At 64.2% G+C, this 24,059-nt stretch carries 22 protein-coding genes; 11 read left to right on the top strand and 11 right to left on the bottom strand.

The window, feature by feature from the left end; all coding sequences use genetic code 11:
• Positions 1–34: 34 nt before the first annotated feature.
• The 4 genes from CK219_RS07560 (at position 35) to CK219_RS07545 (ending at position 4,744) form a co-directional block, all read left to right on the top strand.
• Positions 35–2,539: a heavy metal translocating P-type ATPase gene (locus CK219_RS07560; protein WP_095766108.1), complete on the top strand. Its 2,505-nt coding sequence runs from the start codon at positions 35–37 to the stop codon at positions 2,537–2,539.
• Positions 2,540–2,580: 41 nt separating this feature from the next.
• Positions 2,581–2,970 carry a DUF305 domain-containing protein gene (locus CK219_RS07555; protein WP_095766107.1) on the top strand — a complete coding sequence of 130 codons (390 nt, stop codon included), beginning with the start codon at positions 2,581–2,583 and terminating at the stop codon, positions 2,968–2,970.
• Between the two features lie 89 nt (positions 2,971–3,059).
• Positions 3,060–3,905: an aldo/keto reductase gene (locus CK219_RS07550; RefSeq protein WP_095766106.1), complete on the top strand. Its 846-nt coding sequence runs from the start codon at positions 3,060–3,062 to the stop codon at positions 3,903–3,905.
• Between the two features lie 179 nt (positions 3,906–4,084).
• Positions 4,085–4,744, top strand: a complete 660-nt coding sequence (locus tag CK219_RS07545) for an MBL fold metallo-hydrolase (protein ID WP_245340413.1) — start codon at positions 4,085–4,087, stop codon at positions 4,742–4,744.
• Positions 4,745–4,753: 9 nt separating this feature from the next.
• On the opposite strand, the gene CK219_RS07540 is transcribed toward CK219_RS07545, so the two are convergent.
• From CK219_RS07540 to mutS, 3 genes are all read right to left on the bottom strand, one after another.
• On the bottom strand, positions 4,754–5,323 hold the full coding sequence (locus CK219_RS07540; protein ID WP_095766104.1) for a TetR/AcrR family transcriptional regulator: 570 nt from the start codon (positions 5,321–5,323) through the stop codon (positions 4,754–4,756).
• A gap of 65 nt (positions 5,324–5,388) precedes the next feature.
• A complete protein-coding gene (locus tag CK219_RS07535) occupies positions 5,389–5,853 on the bottom strand; it encodes a nuclear transport factor 2 family protein (protein WP_095766103.1) in 465 nt (154 codons plus the stop codon).
• Positions 5,854–5,930: 77 nt separating this feature from the next.
• Positions 5,931–8,663 carry a DNA mismatch repair protein MutS gene (gene mutS / locus CK219_RS07530; protein ID WP_095766102.1) on the bottom strand — a complete coding sequence of 911 codons (2,733 nt, stop codon included), beginning with the start codon at positions 8,661–8,663 and terminating at the stop codon, positions 5,931–5,933.
• Positions 8,664–8,829: 166 nt separating this feature from the next.
• Here mutS and CK219_RS07525 point away from each other — a divergent pair, with 166 nt between their 5' ends.
• Together CK219_RS07525 and CK219_RS07520 are read left to right on the top strand one after the other, a co-directional pair.
• Positions 8,830–10,017 (top strand): glycosyltransferase, encoded by a 1,188-nt coding sequence (locus CK219_RS07525; RefSeq protein WP_095766101.1) that lies wholly within the window; start codon positions 8,830–8,832, stop codon positions 10,015–10,017.
• Positions 10,018–10,152: 135 nt separating this feature from the next.
• Positions 10,153–12,432: an NADP-dependent malic enzyme gene (locus tag CK219_RS07520; RefSeq protein WP_095766100.1), complete on the top strand. Its 2,280-nt coding sequence runs from the start codon at positions 10,153–10,155 to the stop codon at positions 12,430–12,432.
• Positions 12,433–12,534: 102 nt separating this feature from the next.
• Here the strand turns inward: CK219_RS07520 and CK219_RS07515 are convergent, their stop codons facing one another.
• The 3 genes from CK219_RS07515 to CK219_RS07505 form a co-directional block, all read right to left on the bottom strand.
• Positions 12,535–13,698 carry a porin gene (locus tag CK219_RS07515; protein WP_095766099.1) on the bottom strand — a complete coding sequence of 388 codons (1,164 nt, stop codon included), beginning with the start codon at positions 13,696–13,698 and terminating at the stop codon, positions 12,535–12,537.
• 379 nt (positions 13,699–14,077) lie between these two features.
• Positions 14,078–14,785 (bottom strand): antitoxin Xre/MbcA/ParS toxin-binding domain-containing protein, encoded by a 708-nt coding sequence (locus tag CK219_RS07510; protein ID WP_095766098.1) that lies wholly within the window; start codon positions 14,783–14,785, stop codon positions 14,078–14,080.
• A gap of 262 nt (positions 14,786–15,047) precedes the next feature.
• Positions 15,048–16,040, bottom strand: coding sequence for an adenosine kinase (locus tag CK219_RS07505; RefSeq protein WP_095766097.1), 993 nt, complete (start codon positions 16,038–16,040; stop codon positions 15,048–15,050).
• A gap of 299 nt (positions 16,041–16,339) precedes the next feature.
• On the opposite strand from CK219_RS07505, the gene CK219_RS07500 reads away from it, so the two are divergent.
• Both CK219_RS07500 and CK219_RS07495 read left to right on the top strand, forming a co-directional pair.
• Positions 16,340–17,242, top strand: coding sequence for an EamA family transporter (locus CK219_RS07500; RefSeq protein ID WP_095766096.1), 903 nt, complete (start codon positions 16,340–16,342; stop codon positions 17,240–17,242).
• Between the two features lie 64 nt (positions 17,243–17,306).
• Positions 17,307–18,002, top strand: coding sequence for a sulfate transporter family protein (locus CK219_RS07495; RefSeq protein WP_095766095.1), 696 nt, complete (start codon positions 17,307–17,309; stop codon positions 18,000–18,002).
• Here the strand turns inward: CK219_RS07495 and CK219_RS07490 are convergent.
• The 5 genes from CK219_RS07490 to CK219_RS07470 all read right to left on the bottom strand — a co-directional run bounded on the left by CK219_RS07490 (position 17,999) and on the right by CK219_RS07470 (position 21,860).
• A complete protein-coding gene (locus tag CK219_RS07490) occupies positions 17,999–18,802 on the bottom strand; it encodes an oxaloacetate decarboxylase (RefSeq protein WP_095766094.1) in 804 nt (267 codons plus the stop codon). The genes CK219_RS07495 and CK219_RS07490 overlap by 4 nt on opposite strands.
• 79 nt (positions 18,803–18,881) lie before the next feature.
• Positions 18,882–19,736, bottom strand: coding sequence for a hypothetical protein (locus tag CK219_RS07485; RefSeq protein WP_095766093.1), 855 nt, complete (start codon positions 19,734–19,736; stop codon positions 18,882–18,884).
• A 177-nt stretch (positions 19,737–19,913) separates the two neighbouring features.
• Positions 19,914–20,573 (bottom strand): HAD family phosphatase, encoded by a 660-nt coding sequence (locus CK219_RS07480; protein WP_095766092.1) that lies wholly within the window; start codon positions 20,571–20,573, stop codon positions 19,914–19,916.
• Positions 20,574–21,059 (bottom strand): dUTP diphosphatase, encoded by a 486-nt coding sequence (gene dut, locus CK219_RS07475; RefSeq protein ID WP_095766091.1) that lies wholly within the window; start codon positions 21,057–21,059, stop codon positions 20,574–20,576.
• A gap of 330 nt (positions 21,060–21,389) precedes the next feature.
• Positions 21,390–21,860, bottom strand: a complete 471-nt coding sequence (locus tag CK219_RS07470; RefSeq protein WP_095766090.1) for an Lrp/AsnC family transcriptional regulator — start codon at positions 21,858–21,860, stop codon at positions 21,390–21,392.
• Between the two features lie 115 nt (positions 21,861–21,975).
• Here CK219_RS07470 and CK219_RS07465 point away from each other — a divergent pair, with 115 nt between their 5' ends.
• The 3 genes from CK219_RS07465 (at position 21,976) to CK219_RS07455 (ending at position 23,997) form a co-directional block, all read left to right on the top strand.
• On the top strand, positions 21,976–22,230 hold the full coding sequence (locus CK219_RS07465; protein ID WP_040994452.1) for a DUF6356 family protein: 255 nt from the start codon (positions 21,976–21,978) through the stop codon (positions 22,228–22,230).
• Between the two features lie 16 nt (positions 22,231–22,246).
• Complete coding sequence (locus CK219_RS07460) at positions 22,247–23,047, top strand: class II glutamine amidotransferase (RefSeq protein ID WP_095766089.1); 801 nt, start codon at positions 22,247–22,249, stop codon at positions 23,045–23,047.
• Between the two features lie 149 nt (positions 23,048–23,196).
• Positions 23,197–23,997, top strand: a complete 801-nt coding sequence (locus tag CK219_RS07455) for a class II glutamine amidotransferase (protein WP_095766088.1) — start codon at positions 23,197–23,199, stop codon at positions 23,995–23,997.
• Positions 23,998–24,059: the final 62 nt, after the last annotated feature.

Raw genomic sequence — 24,059 nt, 5'->3', positions numbered from 1 at the left:
TCCGCCTCAATTCGAGAATTCCGAGGTATTGCTGATGACCCATTCCGACCACCCCCACCATCATGCGCATGGCGGCGGCTGCTGCTCTGCGAAGAATGTCGCGCCCGACACCGAAGCGGTGCTTCGCGACCCTGTCTGCGGCATGACGGTCGATCCGGCGGCCGGCAAGCCGACGGCCGAGCATGGCGGCCGCACCTTTCATTTCTGCAGCGAGCGCTGCCGCACGAAATTCCAGGCCGAGCCCGAGGGCTATTTGACGGCCACCGATCCCGTCTGCGGCATGAGCGTCGACCGCGCGAGCGCGAAGCACTTCGTTCGCCATGAAGGGCAGGGCTTCTATTTCTGCTCCGCCGGTTGCAAGGGCAAATTCGAGGCGGAGCCGGCAAAATACCTCGCTGGCCGGCCCGAGCCGCAGCCGATGCCCAAGGGCACGCAATACACCTGCCCGATGCATCCCGAGATCATCCGCGACAAGCCCGGCTCCTGTCCGATCTGCGGCATGGCGCTGGAACCGATGGGCGTGCCGACAGGCGAGGAAGGCCCGAATCCCGAGCTCGTCGATTTCACCCGCCGCTTCTGGGTCAGCGCGGTGCTCTCCGTGCCGCTCCTGATCATTGCCATGGCGCCGATGCTGGGCTTCAGCTTCGAAACCCTCATCGACGGCCGCACGAAGACCTGGGTGGAACTGGCGCTGGCGAGCCCGGTGGTTCTGTGGGCGGCGTTTCCGTTCTTCCATCGCGGCTGGGAATCGATCCTCAACCGTAGCCCGAATATGTGGACGCTGATCTCGCTGGGCGTCGGTGCCGCCTACCTCTACAGCGTGATCGCCGCCCTGTTCCCGGGCCTCTTTCCGCATCAGTTCCGCGGTCATGACGGCGCCGTCCCGGTCTATTTCGAGGCCGCCGCCGTCATCGTCGCGCTGGTCTTTCTCGGCCAGGTGCTGGAACTCAAGGCCCGCGAGCGCACCGGCTCGGCCATCCGCGCCCTGCTCGACCTTGCCCCGAAGACAGCGCGGCTGATCGGCGCCGACGGCTCCGAGAAGGACGTACCGCTCGACAGCGTCAAGTCGGGCGACCGCTTGCGCATCCGTCCCGGCGATGCCGTGCCGGTCGACGGCATCGTGCTCGAGGGTCGGTCGGCGATCGATGAATCGATGATCACCGGCGAACCGCTGCCGGTCGAGAAGACGGAAGGCGACATGCTCACCGGCGGCACGCTGAACAAGAACGGCTCGCTGGTCATGCGCGCCGAGAAGGTCGGCGCCGAGACCACACTGTCGCGCATTGTCGAGCTGGTCGCCAAGGCGCAGCGCTCGCGGGCGCCGATCCAGGGTCTCGCCGACCGCGTGTCCTTCTATTTCGTCCCGGCCGTCGTGCTGGTGGCGGTCCTGGCCTTCATCGCCTGGGCGCTCGTCGGCCCCGAACCGAGCCTGATCTTCGCCATCGTCTCGGCGGTGTCGGTGCTGATCATCGCCTGTCCCTGCGCGCTCGGTCTTGCGACGCCGATGTCGATCATGACCGCGACCGGGCGCGGCGCGCATGCCGGCGTGCTGATCAAGGAAGCGGCGGCATTGGAACGTTTCGCCTCGGTCGACACGCTGATCGTCGATAAGACCGGTACGCTGACCGAGGGCAAGCCGCGGCTTACCGATGTCGTTCCGGCCGCGGGCATCGGCGAGAACGAGCTGCTCGGCCTCGCGGCCGCGCTGGAAAAGGGCTCCGAGCATCCGCTGGCCGAGGCGATCGTCGAGGGCGCTGCCGCGCGCGGCCTGAAGCTGGCCGACGCGGTCGATTTCGAAGCCATTACCGGCAAGGGCGTTTCGGGCACGGTTTCGGGCAGGAAGGTCGCGCTCGGCAATGCGGCGATGATGGCGGACCTCGGCGTCGCAACGTCGGCTGCCAATACCGAGGCGCTGCAGGCCGAAGGCAAGACGGCCATGTTCGTGGCTGTCGAGGGCAGTTTCGCCGGTATCGTCGCCGTCGCCGATCCCGTGAAAGCGACTACAGCCGAGGCGATAAGGGCGCTGCACGACAAGGGGTTGCGCATCATCATGGCGACAGGCGACAACGAGCGCACGGCACGAGCGATTGCCGGCAGGCTCGGCATCGACGAGGTCCGCGCCGGGTTGCTGCCGGATGAGAAGGGCGCGCTGGTCGAGGAACTGCGTGCCAAGGGCGCCGGCGTCGCCATGGCCGGCGACGGTGTCAACGACGCGCCGGCGCTGGCCGGCGCCGATGTCGGCATCGCCATGGGCACCGGCGCCGATGTCGCGGTCGAAAGCGCCGGCATCACGCTGGTCAAAGGCGACCTCAACGGCATCGTCAGGGCACGCACGCTGGCCCAGGCGACGATCCGCAACATCCGCCAGAACCTGTTCTTTGCCTTCCTCTACAACGTGCTCGGCGTGCCGGTCGCGGCCGGCGTGCTTTATCCGCTTACCGGCACGCTGCTGTCGCCGATGCTGGCGGCGGCGGCGATGAGCCTGTCATCGGTCTCCGTGATCGGCAACGCGCTGCGGCTGAGAACGTTGAAACTCTGAGCAAGACCCCCAGATACGCAATCCAACAGAAGGAGACTTGAATGACCCTGGCCAAGAAAATCGTGCTGCTTTTGATGGCGGCCGGAATGCTGCTCGCCGTGTTCCTCGAAAGCGTGCCGGCCTCTTCGGAGGAGATGAAGCACGACATGTCCAAGATGGCGATGGGCGCCCAGAGCCCGGCCACCGTCGGCTACGAGAAGGCGATGAAGAAGATGCATAAGGACATGACGATCAAATACACCGGCAATGCCGATGTCGATTTCGTCCGCAGCATGATCCCGCATCATCAGGGCGCCATCGACATGGCCAAGGTGGTGATCACCAACGGCAAGGACCCGGAGATACGCAAGCTCGCTGAAGGCGTCGTCACGGCACAGGAAGCCGAGATCAAGCAGATGCAGGACTGGCTCGCCAAGCATCCGGCGAAATAGTCACTGCGGGAAATCCGGGCGGCCAGCCGGCGTCGGTCTGGATTTCCAACTGTGGCTGTGCTGCGATCCAGCCTTACGCGGAGAACGCCATGCCCTCGTTGATCAGAACCTTGAAGCTGCCGTCGGGCGAAACCGTCCCGGTGCTGGGCCAAGGCACCTGGAAGATGGGTGAGGATCGACGGCGCCACGCCGATGAGGTCGCGGCGCTGAAGCTTGGGCTGGACCTCGGCATGACGCTGATCGACACGGCCGAAATGTATGCCGATGGCGGCGCCGAGGAGGTGGTGGCGCAAGCCATCGCCGGGCGCCGCGACGAGACCTTCCTGGTCTCCAAAGTGCTGCCCTCCAACGCCTCGCGCGCCGGCGTGAAACGGGCCTGCGAGAGCAGCCTGAAGCGCCTCGCCACCGACCGCATCGATCTCTATCTGCTGCATTGGCCGGGCAGTGTGCCGCTTTCCGAAACCGTGCAGGCGTTCGAGGCGCTAAAAACGGAGGGCAAGATCCGCCACTGGGGCGTCAGCAATTTCGACACGGACGAGATGGAGAATCTAGTCGGTCTGCCGTCCGGCGGCAATGTCCAGACTAACCAGGTGCTTTACAACCTGTCGCGGCGCGGGCTCGAATTTGACCTTGCGCCGTGGAGCCGGCAGCGCCGCATACCGCTGATGGCCTATTCGCCGGTGGAGCAGGGCGCGCTGGCCCGCAATGCGCGGCTCGAGGCGGTCGCCGCCCGACACAACGCCACGGCGGCGCAGATCGCGCTTGCCTGGATAATGATGCAGGACGGCGTCATCGCAATCCCGAAGGCCGGCCGCCAGGAGCATGTCCGCCAGAACGCCGCCGCGCTCGACATCGCTTTGACGGCGGAAGACCTTGCCGAGCTCGATCGCGCTTTCCCGCCGCCGACGCGCAAGCGCGGCCTGGAGATGATCTAGCCGAAAAACCTCGATCGGGCGGAGAGCAGGCATTGGAACGAATTTCAGCCGGACCTCATTACGCGACCTATAAAATCGGCGACTTGACGGTCACCTCCTTGCGCGACGGTTATGTCGACATGCCCGTCCGGCGACTGCGCCAGCCGGGAGACAAGCCTTTCGGCGATCTGCCGCCGCAGGTGCCGCTCTTCGACGGCGCGCTCCGATTGTCGGTCAATGCCTTTGCCATCGACGACGGCGAAGACATCACGCTGATCGATACCGGATCCTCGAACGCCTGGCACCCGACGATGGGCTTTCTGCCGCAGGCGCTGAGCGAGGCGAACATCGCCGTCGATCGGATACACACTGTCGCCTTCACCCACACCCACCTCGACCATATCCAAGGGCTCATCCTTCCGGATGGCGGGAACGGTTTCCCGCAGCTCTCCCGCTTGCTTGTCCCTCGAGCCGAGCTCGACATGTTCCGGTCGGAAGCGAGGTTGAGCCGCTTCCATGATCGAGCGCAGCCTCTGGATCCGGGACAGCACTTGAGTGCGAACATCGAGGCGATCGCCGCGCCGGGTCATGAAATCGGCCATACCTGCTTTCGTGTTGCGAGCCACGGCGAAACATTGCTGGCCTGGGGCGACCTTGTGCACGTGCCGTCGCTTCAGTTCGATCGGCCGGACATCACATGGGAATTCGACGCCCATCAGGAGCAGGCGCGGATAACCCGGCTGCACATATTGGCCCTTGCCGCCGACAATGCCTGGTGCGTTGCAGGAGCGCATCTCGATTCACCGGGCGTCGGCCGGATTTCCCGAACCGAGACAGGCTACCGCTTCGAACCTCTGTAGGAACTGGGGCTAGGTCTTGGCCGTCAGCCCGAGCCGCGTGCGCAGCCGGCGCAGCGTACGGGAGAATACCCCGGCATCGTCAGCGGCACGGGCAAGGGTGAGCGCGCCCTGGATGGCGGCGACGGTTTCCTCCGCCAGTTCGACGGCTTCGGTTTTCCCATGCCCAACTCGCGCCAGCGCATCGGCGAGGTGCGCGACCCAACGGCCGAAATAGTTCCTGATCTGGCTGGCGAAGAGATCGCGGGATGCCTCCAGCGCGAAGGCGCCGATGAGACAGACCCGGCGCCCCGAGCGGAAGTAGCTGTCCGTCGCTGCGAGCATCTGCTCGATCTCGGCCGACGGATCGGCGCCGTCGCACAGCGGCGCAAAGACATTGTCCTCGAACCAGCCGTCGATATGGGCAATGACGGCTCTCGCCATCTCTTCCTTGCCGCCGGGAAAGAAGTGATAGAGGCTTCCCTTGCCGAGCCCCGCCGCCTCGCCGATCAAGGCCAGGCTGGCGCCCTCATAGCCGTGCTCGCGGAAAACCTCGGCCACGATCGCCAGCAACTGGTCGCGGTCCGGAGCGATGCGCCGCATGTTTAGTGTTCTTGTTCGAGCATGATCTTTTCCAAAAACCGCTACACAATTTTTTGGGTCATGCTCTAAAGCCCGAGTTCCGAAAGGCCGGGATGGTCGTCCGGCCGGCGGCCGAGCGGCCAGTGGTATATCCGCTCGCGCTCCGTGATCGGCAGGTCGTTGATGCTCGCCACGCGCCGGCGCATCAACCCGGCCTCGTCGAATTCCCAGTTCTCGTTGCCGTAGGAGCGGAACCAGTGGCCGCTGTCGTCGCGCCATTCATAGGCGAAGCGCACCGCGATGCGGTTTTCATTCCAGGTCCAGACCTCCTTGATCAGGCGATAATCCAACTCGCGCGCCCATTTGCGCTTGAGGAAATCGACGATCTCGCCGCGACCCGAGATGAACTCGGCCCGGTTGCGCCATCTGCTGTCCTCGGTATAGGCGAGCGAGACCCGTTCCGGGTCGCGGCTGTTCCAGGCATCCTCGGCGAGGCGCGCCTTTTGCGCCGCTGTCTCGGCCGTGAAGGGCGGCAATGGCGGACGGCTCATGAAATCTCCTGTCGGTTCCAATCGTCGATAACCGACATTGTACCGACCGGTACAATCAGTCAAGGCCACGCCTGGTTCTACTGCTTCGTTGCCAGCCCCTTCAGCCGGTAGAGCGCCTCCAGCGCCTCGCGCGGCGTCATCTCGTCCGGATTGATCGCGCCGAGCGCTTCGCCCAGCGCATCGCTTTTGGCGGGTTTCGGCGCTTCGCGTTTCACCGCCACCGAAAACAGCGGCAGATCGTCGACCAGCCGATTGGTCTTGCCCGAGACTTCGCCCTCTTCGAGCTGGTGCAGCACTTCCTTGGCGCGGGCGACGACGGCTTCCGGCAGGCCGGCGAGCCGCGCCACCTGTACGCCGTAGGAGCGGTCGGCCGCGCCCTTGCCGACCTCGTGCAGAAAGACGACGTCGCCTTCCCATTCCTTCACCCGCATGGTGACGTTGTGAAGCCGGGGGAGCTTGCCCGCCAGCGCCGTCATCTCATGGAAATGCGTGGCAAAAATCGCCCGGCAGCGGTTCTTCTCATGCAGATATTCGACCGCCGCCCAGGCGATCGACAGGCCGTCGAAAGTTGCCGTGCCGCGGCCGATCTCGTCGAGGATGACCAGCGCCCGCTCGCCGGCCTGGTTGAGGATCGCCGCCGTCTCGACCATCTCGACCATGAAGGTCGAGCAGCCGCGCGCCAGGTCGTCCGAGGCGCCGACGCGCGAGAACAGCCTGTCGACCACGCCGATATGGGCGCTTTGCGCCGGCACGAAGGAACCGGTCTGGGCAAGGATGGCTATCAGCGCGTTCTGCCTGAGGAACGTCGATTTGCCGCCCATATTCGGGCCTGTGAGCAGCCAGATCGCGCCGGCCTTGGCGCCGCCCTGAGGCGACAGGTCGCAATCATTGGCGACGAACGGGCCTTCGCCGGAACGCCTGAGCGCCTGTTCGACCACCGGGTGGCGCCCGCCGGCAATTTCGAAGGCGAGGCTCGAATCCACCAGCGGTCGGCACCAGCCCTCGCTTTCGGAAAGCAATGCCAGCGCCGACGAAACATCCAGAGCCGCAAGCGCGTCGGCGCCGGCGCGGATCCGTTCGGCCTCGCCCACCACTTCCGCCGTCAGCCGGTCGAAAGCGGCGAACTCGATGCTCAGCGCCCGGTCGGCGGCGTTGGCGATCTTCGACTCCAGCTCCGCCAGCTCGGTCGTGGTGAAGCGCATGGCGTTGGCCATGGTCTGGCGATGGATGAAACGCGCCTTGGCGGCGTCGCTACCGGTCATGATCGAGTGGTGGTTGGCGGTGACCTCGATATAATAGCCGAGCACATTATTGTGCCGGATCTTCAGCGAGCGGATGCCGGTTTCCTCGATCAGCGAGCGCTCCAGCCCGGCGATCACCTTTCGCGATTCGTCGCGCAGCGCCCGCATCTCGTCGAGCTCGGCATTGTAGCTCGACCGCACGAAGCCGCCGTCGCGCTTGATCAGCGGCAGCTCGTCGTCGAGCGCTTCGCTGAGGTGGCGGGCAAGCGCCTCGGGCAAGGCCTTGATCGCGGCCAATGCCGCGGCGAGCTCGGCGGGCAGATCGGCCGCCGCGAACAATTCGGCGATCGCGCCGGCCGCCTCGAAGCCGGCGCGCAGCGCGCCCAGGTCGCGCGGTCCGCCGCGGTTGAGCGCCAGCCTGGACAATGCCCTCGGCATGTCGGCGACGCTTTTGAGGCTCGCCCGCAGGCCCTGACAGAGCCGCATCTCGGAACGGAAGAACGACACCGAATCCAGCCTGGCCCCGATTGCCGTTGGATCGGTCAGCGGCGCCATCAGCCGGTCAGCGAGCAGTCGCGCACCGCCCCCCGTCACCGTGCGGTCGATCGCCTTGAACAGCGAGCCGTCGCGGCTGCCGGACAGCGTGCGCAGCAGTTCCAGGTTGGCGCGCGTCGCCGGATCGATGAACAGCGTCGAGCCCTGCTCCTCGCGCTCGGGCCGCGACAGCGGCGGCCGCTCCGCTTTCTGCGTTTTTTCGACGTAAGCGATGGCGCCCGAGATCGCCGACAGCTCGGCGCGCGAGAATGTGCCGAAACTGTCCGGCGTCGCGACCTCGAAGAAGCGCGCGATGCGTCCGGTGGCTGAGGCCGAATCGAACAGAGACGGCGGCTGCGGATTGGCGACGCGGCCCAGCACGTCGAACACGGGCCTGAGCTCCGGATCATGGAAAACCGGCTCGGCGACGATCAGCTCGCGCGGGTCGACGCGGAAGATGTCGGCAAGCAGCCGCTCGACGTTCGTCTCCGCAACGCGGAAGGCGCCTGTCGAAATGTCGATCCAGGCCAGCGCGAAGCCGGCTTGGCTGGTCGCGCCTCCCTTCACGCGGCCAAGCGCCATCAGGAAGCTCGATTCCGAGGGCGCGAGCAGCTTGTCCTCGGTGATGGTGCCTGGCGTGACCAGCCGCACCACGTCGCGGCGCACCACCGATTTGGAGCCGCGTTTCTTGGCTTCGGCCGGGTCCTCGATCTGCTCGCACACGGCAACGCGAAAGCCTTGCGCGATCAGCTTCTGCAGATAGTCGTCCGCCGCATGCACCGGCACGCCGCACATCGGTATGTCATTGCCCTGGTGCTTGCCCCGCTTGGTCAAGACGATGCCGAGCGCCTGACTCGCCTTCTCCGCGTCGTCGAAGAACAGCTCGTAGAAATCGCCCATGCGGTAGAACAGCAGCGAATCCGGGTTCGCCGCCTTGATCTCGATGAATTGCTCCATCATCGGCGTGACGCCGGCCGTGACAAACGGTGCCGGTGCCGCCGTGGCGTTGTGTTCTTCCGGGGTACGCATATCCATCCCGGCACGCTAGCAGATGTGAGCGGGCGGTTTAATGCCGGCGGTTGCAAAAACGGGGGACGAGTGGGCCGTTGCCACCATCGGCAGGACGGACGCGTAGGGCGTGTTGCCTCATGCAGCCGGCCGACATATGGATCGTTCGGGATCAGGAGAAGATAGCGGGGCGATGAAGAAGGACGGACACGAGACGTTCGAGGAGATGGTCGGCCCGGTCGGCTCGCCGCTCAGGCGGGTGCGGCTTCTTGCCACCAACCGCGCCAACCGCACCAGAACCAAAGTCAAGGCGTGGGTGCGGACACGGTTTCCCTTCATCCTGCCGACGCGCGGGCCGCTCTCCGGCCTCGACGGCGGCATCGACATACCCGTCCATATCTTCAGTCGCGATCCGTTGATCCTCTACATACCTGTCGGCGGCCGGCGCCCGCTTTACGCACTCGCTGCCCTCTGCCGGCGCATGGTGCCAGCGCGCGCTACCTTCCTTCTGATGCCGAACTGGACGCTGGAGAGGCCCACCGTCGTCGAGCAGATACGCAAGGATCTCGCGTGGTTCGCCGCGGTCTGCCCCCACCATGACCTGATCTTCCTCTGCAACACAGAAGAAGAGCGCCGTCTGATTGCAGGCGTTGGCGGCACAGCGATCTTCTCCAATCACAATCTGATGATTTCGGAAGACGTCTTCCGGCCGCTGCCGGACGTGCCGGTCGAGTACGATGCCGTCTACAATGGCCGCATCTCGCACACCAAGCGGCACCACCTCGCCTTCGAGATCGAAAGACTGGTCCATGTGACGTCCTCGATCGGCGAATTGCCGCCGGCCGGCGACCGCGCCTTCATCCGCCGGCTGCAGGCGCAATCGCCGCTTCACAGCATCGCCAATCCCCTCGTTGACGGCCTGCCCGGGCGGATGCCGCCTTACGAGGTCAACCGCGTCTACAACCGGGCCGCGGTCGGGCTCTGCCTGTCGGCGGTGGAAGGGGCGATGTATTCCAGCATGGAGTATCTGCTGGCCGGCCTGCCGATCGTCTCGACGCCGAGCATCGGCGGCCGCGACGTCTATTTCGATCCGGACTACTGCGTTATCGCCGAGCCGGAGCCGGCCGCAATCCGCCGCGCGGTCGAGCGACTTCGCGACCGCGCCATCCCGCGCGAGGAGATTCGTGGCCGCACGCTGGAAAGGGTGCGGGCGCAACGGCTGGAACTGATGGCCTATCTCTCGGCGCTTAAGCAGCGCATGGGAAGCAACGATCCGCCTTTCTCCGAATGGCCGTTCGCCGGGACCTCGGGGCTGACGCGCTGGGCCCCGGTACGCGAGCACCTGCGCGAGATTGCCGCGATCTCATCGGGCAAGATTTGACCGCTTGTCTCTGCCAACGGAGGAACAAAATCGCTGGATCGCTTGGCGGTTTACAGCGGCGGCGTGTAGCCTTAAGCGGGTAATTCAAAACAATGCGCCGCAAGAGCGCGAAATGGTGGGAGAAGCGTCAGCAACATGGCCAGGAAAACGGAAAGCAGCGGCCCCTCCGTCAGTCCCGAGGAGGCGCTGGAGTTCCACGCCATGGGACGACCCGGCAAGCTGGAGATCGTCGCCACCAAGCCTATGGCGACGCAACGCGATCTGAGCCTCGCCTATTCGCCGGGCGTCGCCGTTCCCGTGCGCGCCATCGCCGAGGATCCGAGCCGCGCCTTCGACTATACGACGCGCGGCAACATGGTCGCCGTCATCTCCAACGGCACCGCCATCCTCGGCCTCGGCAATCTCGGCGCGCTGGCCTCGAAGCCGGTGATGGAAGGCAAGGCGGTGCTGTTCAAGCGCTTCGCCGATGTCGATTCGATCGACCTCGAAGTGGCGACTGAGGACGCCGACGAGTTCATCAATTGCGTGCGCTTCCTCGGGCCGTCCTTCGGCGGCATCAATCTCGAGGATATCAAGGCGCCCGAGTGCTTCATCATCGAGCAGCGGCTGCGCGAGCTGATGGACATTCCCGTCTTCCATGACGATCAGCATGGCACGGCAATCATCTCGGCCGCCGGGCTGATCAACGCGCTGGAGATCACCGGCCGCGACATGAAGACCACAAAAATGGTCTGCAACGGCGCCGGCGCCGCCGGCATCGCCTGCATCGAATTGATGAAGGCGATGGGTTTTTCGCCCGAAAATATCATCCTATGCGACACCAAGGGCGTGGTCTTCCAGGGCCGCACCGAAGGCATGAACCAGTGGAAGTCGGCGCATGCGGTCAAGACCGAGGCGCGCAGCCTGGCCGAAGCGCTGGACGGCGCAGACGTTTTCCTCGGCCTGTCCGCCAAGGGCGCGCTCACCACCGCCATGGTGCAGTCGATGGCCAAGAACCCGATCATCTTCGCCATGGCCAATCCCGATCCGGAGATCACGCCGGAGGAAGTGGCCGAGATCCGCACCGACGCCATCATGGCCACCGGCCGCTCCGACTACCCAAACCAGGTCAACAATGTTCTGGGCTTCCCCTATATCTTCCGCGGCGCGCTGGATGTGCGCGCCACCACCATCAACGACGAGATGAAGATCGCGGCCGCCAGGGGGCTTGCCGAGCTGGCGCGCCAGGACGTGCCGGACGACGTCGCCGCCGCCTATCAGGGCAACCGGCCGAAATTCGGCCCCAACTACATCATTCCGGTGCCATTCGATCCGCGCCTGATCTCGGCGATCCCGCTGGCGGTGGCCAAGGCGGCGATGGAATCCGGCGTCGCCCGCAAGCCGATCCTCGATCTCGACCGCTATGCGCAGGAACTGTCCGCGCGCCGTGACCCGATCGCCTCGACCTTGCAGCGCATCTACGACCGTGTGCGCCGCCAGCCCAAGCGCATCGTCTTTGCCGAGGGCGAGGAGGAGCAGGTGATGCGCGCCGCCGTCTCCTATGTGAACCAGAGGCTCGGCACGGCGATCCTGCTCGGCCGCGACGACGTCATCAAGGACAATGCCCGCAATGCCGGCATCGACCTCAACAAGCCGGGCATCGAGATCATCAACGCCAGGCTGTCGCGCCGCAACGGCATCTACACCGACTATCTCTACGAGCGCATGCAGCGGAAGGGTTTCCTGTTCCGCGACTGCCAGCGGCTGATCAACAACGACCGCAACCATTTCGCCGCCTGCATGGTGGCGCTGGGCGACGCCGACGGCATCGTCACGGGTGTGACCCGCAACTATTCCACCGCGCTCGACGACGTGCGCCGCATCATTGACGCCAAGCCGGGCCACCGCGTCATCGGCGTCTCGATCGTGCTGGCGCGCGGCCGCACCGTGTTGGTCGCCGACACCGCCGTGCACGACATGCCGAACGCCGAGCAGATCGCGGACATCGCCGAGGAGGCGGCCGGTTTTGCCCGCCGCATGGGCTACGAGCCAAGGCTCGCCATGCTCGCCTATTCCACCTTCGGCCATCCGCAGGGCGAGCGTTCCGAGCGCGTGCAGGAAGCGGTGCGCATCCTCGACAAGCGCCGCGTCGATTTCGAGTATGACGGTGAGATGGCCGCCGACGTGGCGCTAAACCCGCGCGCCATGGCGCAGTATCCTTTCATTCGCCTGACGGGACCGGCCAATGTGCTGGTGATGCCGGCATTCCACTCGGCCTCGATCTCGACCAAGATGCTGCAGGAGCTCGGCGGCTCGACCGTCATCGGCCCGCTGCTGGTCGGCCTCAACAAGCCGGTGCAGATTGTGTCGCTGAATGCCAAAGACAGCGACATCGTCAATATGGCGGCAATTGCAGCTTATACGGCGGGCAACTGACGAAGGCGTTTGCTGACGAGGCGTTTGCCCACATCGCCAACGTTTGGAATTGGAAAAGGCCCGCGGCGATGCCGCGAGCCTTCCCTGAGATCGCCAGTCCGATCAGAAATTGCGCTGGAAGCGAACGATGCCGCCGACGCTGTTCTTCTTGTCGGCCTTGGTCCAGTCGACGACATTGGTGTCACCGATCCCATCGTCAAACCTGCCAAAATGGTCCCAATCAACTTCGCCTGTGATCGTGAAGCCCGGAACGATGCTGTAGGCGATGTTCGCAGCCACGGCGTAGTTCTTGTCGTCGTCAGCCGAAGCCTGGAGGTTGAACGAAGTCTTGGCGTCGAACTTGTAGGTGCCGCCACCCCAGACAGCCCAGTTGCCGCCCCACGGCTTGTAGAAGCCGCGGCCATGGGTGTTGATGGCGTTACCCGCGTCGCGGAAGTTATCGTCCGTACCGTAGCCGCCCATGATGAACAGCGTCAGTTCCTTGGTGACATTGACATCCAGGCGAACCTTGCCGGCCACTTCTTCGTAGTTGCTGTCATAGGCAACGACGCCGGTGATCGCACCCCAGTCGCCCTTATACTTCAGACCGCCGACGACATGCGGAACGTAGCTGTCGATCGTGCCTGCGATAACGCCCGTACCAGTGCCGGTAACAAGACCTGTAACGTCCGATCCTTCTTCAAGGGAGATCACGCCCGAGAAGCCGCTGCCAGCATCGAAGTAGTAGCTGACGACATTGGTGTCCTTTATGCCGTACGGGATGGTCGTGTCCTGGATGACGTTGCCGGCATAGCCGATGAACGAGTCATAAGGCGTCTCGTCCTTGCCGACGCGCAGCCCGCCGAGCTGGATCCAAGCGAAGTTCAGCGTTGGCGTGCTCGTCGGGCCACCATTCTTGAAGTTGAAACGCGTCTCGGTATAGGTCTTCAACGTGCCGAGCTCGGTCTCCTGGCCGGTCCAAGTCTTCAGGTTAAAACGGGCGTTCTTGTTCCAGCTGTTCTGCGAGTCGCCGTCCTGAACGTCGGTGGTCTTGCGGCCGTCGAAAGTGCCGACGTCGCCGAAGCCGGCGTCATAGCGGATGTAGCCGCCGACGCGCAGGCAGGTCTCGGTGCCGGGGATGTAGAAATAGCCGGCGCCATAGACGTCGCAGATCTTCACGTATTCGGCCGGTTCCGGCTCGGCGACGGTGACCGCGTCGGCGGCGCGGGCGCCCGAAACTGCGATCAGAGCCGCAGCGGAGCCGAGTAGAAGGCTCTTGATGTTCATTTTCTTGAATCTCCAGTCAAAGGTTCAAGACAGGCCTGACGTGCCGTTCGGCTTTGCCACCCCCGTCCCCATCGTTGAAAAAGCGCGCGCACCGGCGCCGCTTCTTCGCCTCGGACATGGCCTAATCGTTGGCCTCACACAACAGGGATTGTGTCGGAAAGGCGGCCTTTTGAACTCTTGTGGAAGTCTTGTTGCGCAAATATCACGTCACATAAATGCAAAAATGGGACATTCTGAACAATAAGTACAATCGGAACGTAAGATAACCTGGAAAATGTGCCAAATGTGCCGATTGTTACAGTTTTATGACGGATGATTTTCCGGATAAATTTCTAAGAACGCCGAGAAACATAGAAAAAACGACTCCGCGAAACGGGAGTCAGGATAGAGTGCGGGCGGCGCGGATGACGTCCTCGACCATGTCTTCCCGTAACATCTCGATGGGGATGCGGCCGTCGAGCTCGGGCGAGGGTCGGGTTAGCCAAAACCAGGCAAGCCTCGGATTGGCGATCGTCGAAAGCACGCCGCTGATCCCCGGAACCGGCCTGCCGTCGACGAACTGGGCCAATGGGAAGACATGTTTGCGGCCGCCCTTGCGCAGCGCAACGACCTCGCCGCGCCTTTGCCAGCGATGCAGCGTCGACCGCGGGATATGGAGCTTGTCCTCGAGATAGGTGGAGCCGGCGACTTCGCCGGCCCAATCCTCGATCAGCATCGACTGGAGATCCGCGGCGCGCTCGGCGATATGCGGTGCAATCGGCCTTCCTGCTTCCGGTTTTGGCGGGGGCTCGAAGCTGCGGTCGGGGAGGGTCGAATCCCCGCTCGCTATCTTTTCCGCAATTTCGCGGAGAAAATCGGAGGCAAGGCCGGTCCAATCGCCCTTGAAGGAATCGATTGCAAGGCGCTGCGCAGATGGCAGGAAGGGAAGGGCAGCGGCCACATGGCCGGCAATCTTGCCGGCTGAAGTCAGCGCCTCGGTGTCAAGCAGGACGCCCTGCTGCGTCAGCGCCTGCTGCACCGCCTCGGCGACCAGGCCTGCCAATGCCTCTTGTGAAATCCCGTCGGACGAGTTCTGGAATCTGGTCATGAATCTGTCTTGCGGTCCGCGCTCCTCCCAGGCGCCGGCCGATGCTGAAATTCTTATTGCGGAAAGCAAAAACTGCGGCGGCAACGAACGCCGCGGCCCGGCAGGTTGCTGGCATGCATCTTCACACCCCTGGTTTAGCGTGCCGCAATGTCAGTCACAGTACGCCTCAGTTTGCGTGTAGGAGCGCTCTATGACAGGGGCGCGACAGACAAGCCGGTTTTGACTCTGTTGGCGGTAACGCAACGGTACTTATTGGGTAGCTCTAAAGAAGCCCCACTTGCTCGGCCTCGCGACGCAGATTCTGGCGCGGGCGCGGGCCGATCTGCTGGATCACCAGCCCGGCCGACAGCGAGCCGAGATCGCCGCAGTCCTTGAGGCTGCGGCCGGTCGTGTAACCGTAAAGGAAGCCGGCAGCGTAGAGATCGCCGGCTCCGGTCGTGTCGACCAGTTCCTTGATCTTCGTCGCCTGGATGATGACGGTCTCGTCGCCGCGCACGATGACCGAACCTTTTTCAGAACGAGTGACGGCGGCTATTCTGCAATCCTTGCGGATGGCGGCGAGCGCCTCCTCGAAGGAGGCGGTCTGGTAGAGCGACTTGATCTCGTGGCTGTTGGCAAAGACGATGTCGACGATGCCCGAACGCATCAGCTCGAGAAACTCGTCGCGGTAGCGGTCGACGCAGAAGGAATCCGACAGCGTCATCGACACTTCTCGGCCCGCCGCATGCGCCAGCTTCGCCGTCTGCCGGATGGCCTCCTTGGCGCGCGGCGGATCCCACAGATAGCCTTCGAAATAAGTCACCTTGGCGCCGGCGGCCTTGTCGGCCTCGACATCCTCGGGGCCAAGCTCGACGCAGGCGCCGAGATAGGTGTTCATCGAACGCTCGCCGTCGGGCGTGACGAAGATCATCGAGCGCGCCGTCGGCGGCTCGCCGTTGAGCGGTACGGTATCGAAGGCCACGCCCTGGGCGTGGATGTCATGGGTGTAGATCTCGCCCAGCGCGTCGTTCGACACCTTGCCGAAGAAGGCGGCCCGTCCGCCGAGGCTGGCGACGCCGGCCGCGGTGTTGCCGGCGCTGCCGCCGGAAGCCTCGATCGCCGGACCCATGCGGCTGTAGAGCAGTTCGGCGCGCTTGGCGTCGATGAGGTTCATCGCGCCCTTGATGATGCCGTTGGTCTCGAGAAAAGCTTCGTCGCACTGCGCGATGATGTCGACAATGGCATTGCCGATGCAAAGCACGTCATATTCCGGCATCAAAATCTCCGCCAAGGGCTGCCCGGCTATCTGGCATGCCGGCCGGGCGCGGGTCTAGCGACTTGGCATTGCTTTGCCTACCCCGAAAATCGCCATTGTTTGCGAAGCGCCGGCTGCGGCAGCGTTCGTGTCGAACTGGCCCATATCGACCGCGGCCTTCACCGCTAAGGTTTCACGGCGATCGAAACATTTCCGCGCCGCCATGGGCTAGAAGCAATTCCAGGAAAAGTGAGTGGCGGTATTCCGTCAGCAATTGCGTAACAACAAAGCGGATCGTTCCCGCAGCAGAAGGCGCAGAAATGTCCGAGAAGAGCGAAATGTCCACCGAACTGGCGCTGCTCGGCGTCCTGGCGGTGCTGTGGGGCGCTTCCTACACCTTCATCAAGATCGGCGTCGAGACGATCCCGCCTGTGACCTTCATCGCCGCCCGGACCTTGATCGCCGGGGGCATTCTCTTCACCATCATCTGCTGGCGCGGCCTTGCCATGCCGGCCGATGCGGCAGTATGGCGCCGGTTCGCCTTCCAGGCCTGTCTCAACAGCGTCGTGCCGTTCACGCTGATCGCAGCCGCCGAGCGCTCGGTCGATGCCGGCCTCGCCACCATCCTCAATTCGACGTCGCCGATCTTCACCTTCCTGCTGACGGCATTGATCACGCGCCATGAGCCCGTAACGGCGCGCAAGCTGCTCGGCGTCGGCGCCGGCATCGTCGGCATCTGTCTCATCATCGGCACGCAGGCGCTTGGCGGGCTTGGCCATCAATTGTGGGCGCAGCTTGCGATCGTCATCGCGACGGTCTCCTATGCCGGCGCGGCGATCTTTGGCCGCGGCTTCAAGGGCCTCGATCCGATGATACCCGCCGCGGGTTCGATGCTTTGCGGCGCCGCCATCCTTGTGCCGCTGAGCCTGGTCGTCGACCGGCCATGGACGCTTGCGCCGTCGGGCGCATCGATCCTGGCCCTGCTCGGCCTGTCGGTCTTCTCGACGGCGCTGGCCTTCGTCATCTATTTTCGCCTCATCCACACGCTGGGCTCGGTCGGCACCACCTCGCAGGCCTATCTGCGCGTGCCGATCGGCGTCGGCATCGGCGCCGTCTTCCTCGGCGAAAGCCTCGGACCGGCGGCCTGGCTCGGCATGGCCTTCGTCGTCGCCGGCGTCGCGGCGATGACCATTCCGGCCAGGCGGGCCAGGCTTGCGCAATAGTTGCGCCTGGCATCCAGCCTGCTTATCTGCGAAGCGTCTTTTTCGATGAGGGGTTGAAGACGCTGTGATCCTCGACGCCGCCCGCGCCGCCGCCAGCCGGTTGTTCTCTCCCGAATTCCGCTCCGTCTTTCTAAAGACGCTGGGGCTAACGCTGCTCGCTCTGCTGGCGCTCTGGGTCGGTTTGGAGAGCCTGCTCGAATGGCTGGCCTGGCCATGGCTGCAAACGCTGCTTCCAGGCCTGCCGTCCTGGGCCGGGTGGCTGGGCGGCATCATTGCCGGCATCGTTCTGGCTGTGGGGTTAGCCTTGCTCATCGCGCCGGTGACCGCAATCGTCGCCGGCCTGTTCCTCGACGACGTCGCCGAAGTGGTCGAACGTACCGACTACCCCAACGATCCGCCCGGCCGCGCCGTGCCTGCGCTGCATTCGCTTGCGCTGGCCGTCAAATTCTTCGGCGTGGTCGTCCTCGGCAACATCGTCGCGCTGCTGCTGTTGCTGGTGCCGGGCATCAACATTGCCGCGTTCTTCATCGTCAACGGCTATCTGCTGGGCCGCGAATTCTTCGAATTCGCCGCCATGCGGTTTCGTCCCGAGTCCGAGGCCAAGGCGTTGCGCCGCAAACATGCCGGCACGGTGTTCCTGGCCGGACTGGTCATCGCCATGTTTCTTGCCGTGCCGCTGCTCAACCTTCTGACGCCGCTTTTCGCCGCCGCCATGATGGTGCACCTGCACAAGGCGGTTTCGGCGCGGGAACTGCTTTAATCGGTGCCGCGGAACAGCGCCTGCAGCTTGCCGAACGGCATCGCCGCCCGGGCGAAGCCGAAGGTGCCGTCCTGCTGGATTTCGCGCGCCGCCGTCTCCAGCATGCCATAGGCGAAATTGGTCAGCCACGGCCCGAGAGAGATGCGCTTGGCTCCGGCCATGGCAAGGTCGGCGATGGTGAAGCCGGGTCGGGCCATCACATTGACCGGCCGGCTTACCGACGAGCAGATCGTGCGCACCATTTCGACGTCGCCGATGCCCGGCGCGTAGAGCACGTCCGCGCCGGCTTTCTCGAAAGCCTGAAGCCGCTTGATGGTGTCGTCGAGGTCGGTCTTGCCCCACAGGAAATTCTCGGCCCGCGCGGTGAAGACGAAATCGTGCTTGAGCGCCCGGGCCGCCTCGACGGCGGCAGCGACGCGCTCGGTCGCCAGCGAGAAATCGTAGATCGGATTGCCAGGGTCGCCGGTGTGGTCCTCGATCGAGCAGCCGGCGAGACCGGCGGCTTCGGCCGCGAAGATGGTTTCGGCCGCCTGTTCTGGGCTATCGCCCTTGCCGCGCTCCAGATCGGCCGAAACCGGCAAGTCCGTCGCGGCCGTCACCTCGCGGCAATGATGGATCATGGCCTCGAAGGTCACGGCGCCGTCCGGCAGGCCGCGCGAGAAGGCGAAGCCGGCGCTGGTCGTCGCCAGCGCCTTGAAGCCGAACGAAGAAAGAAGCTTTGTCGTGCCTATGTCCCAGGGATTGGGCATGACGAAGGTGGAGGCGTGCAGATCGCGAAAAATCTTGCCCTTGTCGTCCATGGCAGGTCCTCAATCATGAGTTGGGTCGTGCGGCGAATTTATAGTGGCCGCTTGAACCGGGCAAACGAATGCTTCCGGCTCAGAAACGTTTGGCGTTTTCTGCTGACAATTTCTCGAAAGCGTCGGAATTGCTTGCGTAACGCGATCTGGCTTTATTCCAGCGATAGGTGACGGAAATGTCGTGCGAGACCGCCTTGGGCGCCGGCTCCTCGCAACTCTCGCCGCTCGGCTTGGTGGCATCGGTCACCGTCACTTTGATCGCGGCGTAGGGTTTGTCGCCGCCGAGCGTCCGGAAGGACAGGTCCTGCGTGCGCTTGTAGGCGCAGACATTCTCGTCGAACGTGTTGATCTGGTCGATAGGCTCGAAGCGGTCGTCGCGGACGAGGATCAGGATCGTGCCGACATAGCCCTGGTTCGAATTGAAATGTGTGCTCATGGTGATGAGCGCGTCGTCGCCCGCACTGATCGGGAGTTTTCCTGGATCGCGAAAATAGGTGCTCCGGTCGGTTCCGACATTGACGGCGTCGAGCAGCTTCGGCTTGCCGGTGAGATCGTAGAGCGCCAGCGCGGCAAACCCTTCGGCGCTGTCCTGCGCCTGGCCGAGGTCGAGAAGCATCGCCAGCCGGTCCTTGCCGCCGGCCTTGATGGCCAGCGCCGCCGCATTCGGCAGGTTGACGGCCTCGGGCGGCGATCCGCCGTCGTCGCCGCCGAGGATGTCGCGCATCTCGATCGGCGCGCCGCCTGTGTAGAAGCCGTCGTCGCCGGGCTTGAGATCAGGCACGATCATTTTGGCGAGGTCGAAATAGGTGACATCCTGATGCCCTGGAACGGCGCTGTTCAACTCCGGAAAGCTGACGGCCTGCGCCAGCGCAGCTGTCCACAGGCATGGCAGCAGCAGGCATGCAAGCATGAAGCGGCATAGAGTGGAAATCATGGCACCGCGCCCCTCCGATGCGCTCACGCTAGAGCACGACGCCGAAAAGTGTGAAGCGGTTTTCGGACGACATCATGCTCTATTTCTTTGATTTAGAGCCAGATACAGATTCAGGTGGATTTGACCTGAAATCATCCGGCTCTAGCACGGCCGGTTGCGATGCGCAGCCGGGTGCGATCAGCGGATCGGCACGAGCCCGGCAAGGTCGCGCATATCGTCGAACAATATGCCGCCGGCCGCCGCCAGGCCGTCGCGATCGGAGAGCGGGTCGGCGTAATAGGAGAACACCCGCATGCCGGCGGCAATGCCGGCTTGGGTACCGGCGACGCTGTCCTCGATGACGATGCAGTCGGCCGGCGGGAAGCCCATCGTCATTGCCGCATGCAGAAAGAGATCCGGGAACGGCTTGCCTCGGCTGACCATGGTGGACGAGAACATCGCATGCTCGAACAGCGGTAACAGCCCGGTCTGGCCCAGCGTGATGTGCATCTTCGCGACCCGCGCCGAAGAGGCGACGCAATAGGCGATGCCCGCGGCCCGCACCTTATCGATGAAGTCGCGCACATAAGGGATCGCTTCGACCCCGTTTGAAAAAAGGTCCGGCAGGCCGGCATTCCAGCGCTCGACGAAGTCGGCGCCGAGCCGCACCTCGGTCGTCTCTTCGATCTCCTTCTGCACCGAGGCCATGCTGCGGCCGGAGAAGTTCTTGCGGCAATATTCGAAGGTGGTCGTAAACCCGGCGACGGTCAGCCATTCGGCGAGGCGCCTGTTGGCGAGGTTCTCAGTGTCGACCAGGACACCGTCGCAGTCGAAAATAACGAGCTTGGGGACGGCCATTCAAGCGGTGCCGGTCGACCCGAAGCCGCCTGCGCCGCGCGCCGTGCCGCCGGCCAATGCTCTTTCCTCGACCGCAACCTGGGTCACGGCCGCGAAAACGATCTGGGCAATGCGCATGCCGCGCGTCACCGAGAAATCCTCGTCGCCGAGATTGACCAGCAGCACCTTCACCTCGCCGCGATAGTCGCTGTCGACGGTGCCGGGCGTATTGAGGACGGTGAGCCCATGCTTGAAGGCGAGGCCCGAGCGTGGCCGCACCTGGCCCTCCATGCCTTCCGGGATTTCCAGGACGAGCCCGGTCGGCACCAGCGCGCGTTTTCCTGGCAGGATGAGCAGCGGCCGGTCCTCCGGCACCGCGGCGCGCAAATCCATGCCGGCGGCGCCTGCGCTCTCATAGGCCGGTAGAGGCAGGTCTTCGCCATGCGGAAGCCTGACGAAACCGACGGTGGGGCCGATGACGGAGGAAGAATGGACAGCCGTGCGCATGAGCCCACTCCTATCGGCGCGGGTGCCGATTCAGTCAACCCGGCCGTGACGCTATCAACGGCTTTCTTTCTGGCGTGACTATGGCCTCGCGGTCTACTTTGGCGATTGGCGAAAACACTCGTCACTTCGTCATCCACGGGCGGAGCAAGGAGCGAAGCGACGCGGCGCAGACCCGAGGATCCATTCCGTGACCTCAAAGCGTCGCAACGGTGCAGAATTCTGCTCCGCCGCAGTCTCTGATCGAGGTAACGGAATGGATCCTCGGGTCTCCGCGTCCGCTTCGCTCCCGCTCCGCCCGTGGATGACGAAGTCGCGGAGGCCTCGGCCTACCTAGCGCAGTTCCACCGGCACCACGGTCGTCTCCTTGATCTCCTCCATGACGAAGGAGGCCGAGACGTCCGACAGCGCCACTTTGGCGATCAGCCGCTGGTAGAGGCGGTCATAGGCCTTCACGTCGGCGACGCGGGCCCTCAGCACATAGTCGAGGTCGCCCGACATCCGGTAGACGCCGGTTATCTCGGCAAAGCCGGTCACCGCCGCGCGGAATTTCTGCAGCCAGTCCGGATCATGGTTGGAGGTGCGGACCAGGATGAAGACGGAAAGGCCCAGCCCTAGCTTGTCGGCATCGACCAGCGCGACGCGGCCGGTGATGACGCCATCTTCCTCCAGCCGCTTGACACGCCGCCAACAGGCATTGCGCGAAAGCGCCACCCGCTCCGACAGCTGGTCGACCGACAGCGTGCCGTCGCGTTGCAGCTCAGCCAGCAATCTTCGATCAATCTCATCGATTTCCGTCGCCATGTTGGGATGAATGTCCCACAAAACATCGAAAAGCAAGGACCATTTGGGACCAATGAACCAAAGCCGTATGGCACGATACTCATTATCGGGACTCATCCCGGCAGGAGGGATCACCATGACGACACGGTTTACGGCACTGTTCACGGCTCACCCGGAGAAGGTCGGCGAGACCTATTTCGGCCATATGGCTTTCGCCGCCTGGTTCTGCTCGCGCCTGTCGATGGCGGCGGGCGCCGCGCTCGTTCACGCTTTCTTGCCATTTCTGTTCGAGACTACGGCCAGCCGAATCGTTCGCGAGCTCTATGAGCGCACGCACAACAGAGGCTCGCACGCGGTGAAGGAGCCAAAGGCTCTCCTGGACCGCGCCTGATAGATGGTGGAATGCGATGTGCCGGTGGGCGGCCTATCTTGGTGAAGCGGTCTTCCTCGAAGACATCATCACCGCGCCCTGCCATTCGCTGATCGCCCAGAGCCACTGCGCCCAGGAAGCCAAGTCGCCGACCAATGGCGACGGCTTTGGTCTGGCCTGGTATGGCGACCGGCCCGAGCCTGGACTCTACCGCGACATCCTGCCGGCATGGTCCGATCCCAATCTGAAGAGCCTCTGCCGGCAGATCAAGTCGGGCCTATTCCTCGCCCATGTGCGCGCTTCGACCGGCGGCGCCACCAGCCGCATGAACTGCCACCCCTTCGTCTCCGGCCGCTGGTCGTTCATGCATAACGGCCAGATCGGCGGCTTCGAAAGGATCCGTCGCGCGCTGGAGAACACGCTCTCCGACGCGGTCTTCGATCAGCGCGAGGGCACCACCGATTCCGAGCTCTTCTTCCTCTTGATGATCGACCAGGGACTGGCGACCGACCCGCAGGGCGCGGTGTCGCGGGCAACCGGTCGCGTCATCGAAGCCTCCCGCCGGGCCGGCATCGAGCCCTCTTTGAAACTGACGGCGGCCTTTTCGGATGGCGAGGCGCTGTACGCCGTCCGCTATGCCACCGACGGCCATGCGCCGACGCTTTATACCGGCGCCTTCGCGAAGCGCGAGGGCCATTGCATCGTCTCCGAGCCCTTCGACCGCAACGGCGGCGAGTGGCAGGCGATCCCGCCATCGAGCTTCGTCACCATGACGAGGGGCGGCACCGGCATCCGTCCGTTCGCGCCGGCGGCGGCCCCGCTGGCGCTGGTCGGCTGAAGCAAGATCCAGGCTGCCGGATTCAGGCAGAGATCAGCAAAACGTAAGCGCGGCGTAAGGACACCCAGGCTTCCTCCTGTCATCCGTGGCGCTCGACGGATCGCGAATCCATTCGCGTGCCCGGAAACGCATCGACAGAGGATCAAACAATGTGCAGGTGGGCAGCCTATCTCGGCGATGCGATCTTCCTGGAGGACGTCATCGCCGCACCCTCCCATTCCCTGATCGTTCAGAGCCATGGCGCGAAGGAGGCGAAATCGCCGACCAATGCCGACGGCTTCGGCGTAGCCTGGTACGGTGACCGGCCGGAACCCGGCCTTTACCGCGACGTCCTGCCGGCCTGGTCCGATACCAATCTCAGGAGCCTTGGACGCCAGATAAAATCCGGCCTGTTCCTGGCCCATGTGCGCGCCTCGACAGGCGGCGCCACCAGCCGCGCGAACTGCCATCCCTTCGTTTCGGGCCGCTGGTCGTTCATGCATAACGGCCAGATCGGCGGCTTCGAGAAGATCCGTCGCGCGCTCGAGAATTCCCTCTCCGATACGTTGTTCGACCAGATCGAAGGCAGCACGGATTCCGAACTGTTCTTTCAGCTTATGATGGGCGAAGGGCTTTCGGACGATCCCTACGGTGCGGTGTCGCGCGCCACCAGTCGCGTCCTCGAGGCTGCGCGCGGTGCCGGCATCGAATCGTCGCTGAAGCTGACGGCTGCGTTCAGCGACGGTCGGGCGCTTCACGCCGTTCGCTACGCCACCGACGAGCATGCTCCGACGCTTTATACCGGCGCCTTCGCCAAGGGAGTAGGTCGCTGCATCGTTTCCGAGCCGTTCGATCGCGACGGCCGGACCTGGCACGAGATTCCACAGTCGAGTTTCGTCACCATGACCCGCGACAGCACCAGCATCAAGCCTTTCGCGCCGGCGGCCATCCAGTTGGCTCTGGCAGGGTGAGGGAAATCGGCACTTGGCGCAATTTCGATCAAGCGCTCGCGAGCTTCGGATGCTGAATTCGG

It is taken from the genome of Mesorhizobium sp. WSM4313, from assembly GCF_002294725.1.
Taxonomy (GTDB): Bacteria; Pseudomonadota; Alphaproteobacteria; order Rhizobiales; family Rhizobiaceae; genus Mesorhizobium.
Note: the sequence above shows the minus strand (reverse complement) of the source record. Positions and strands in the feature narration are given on the sequence as shown.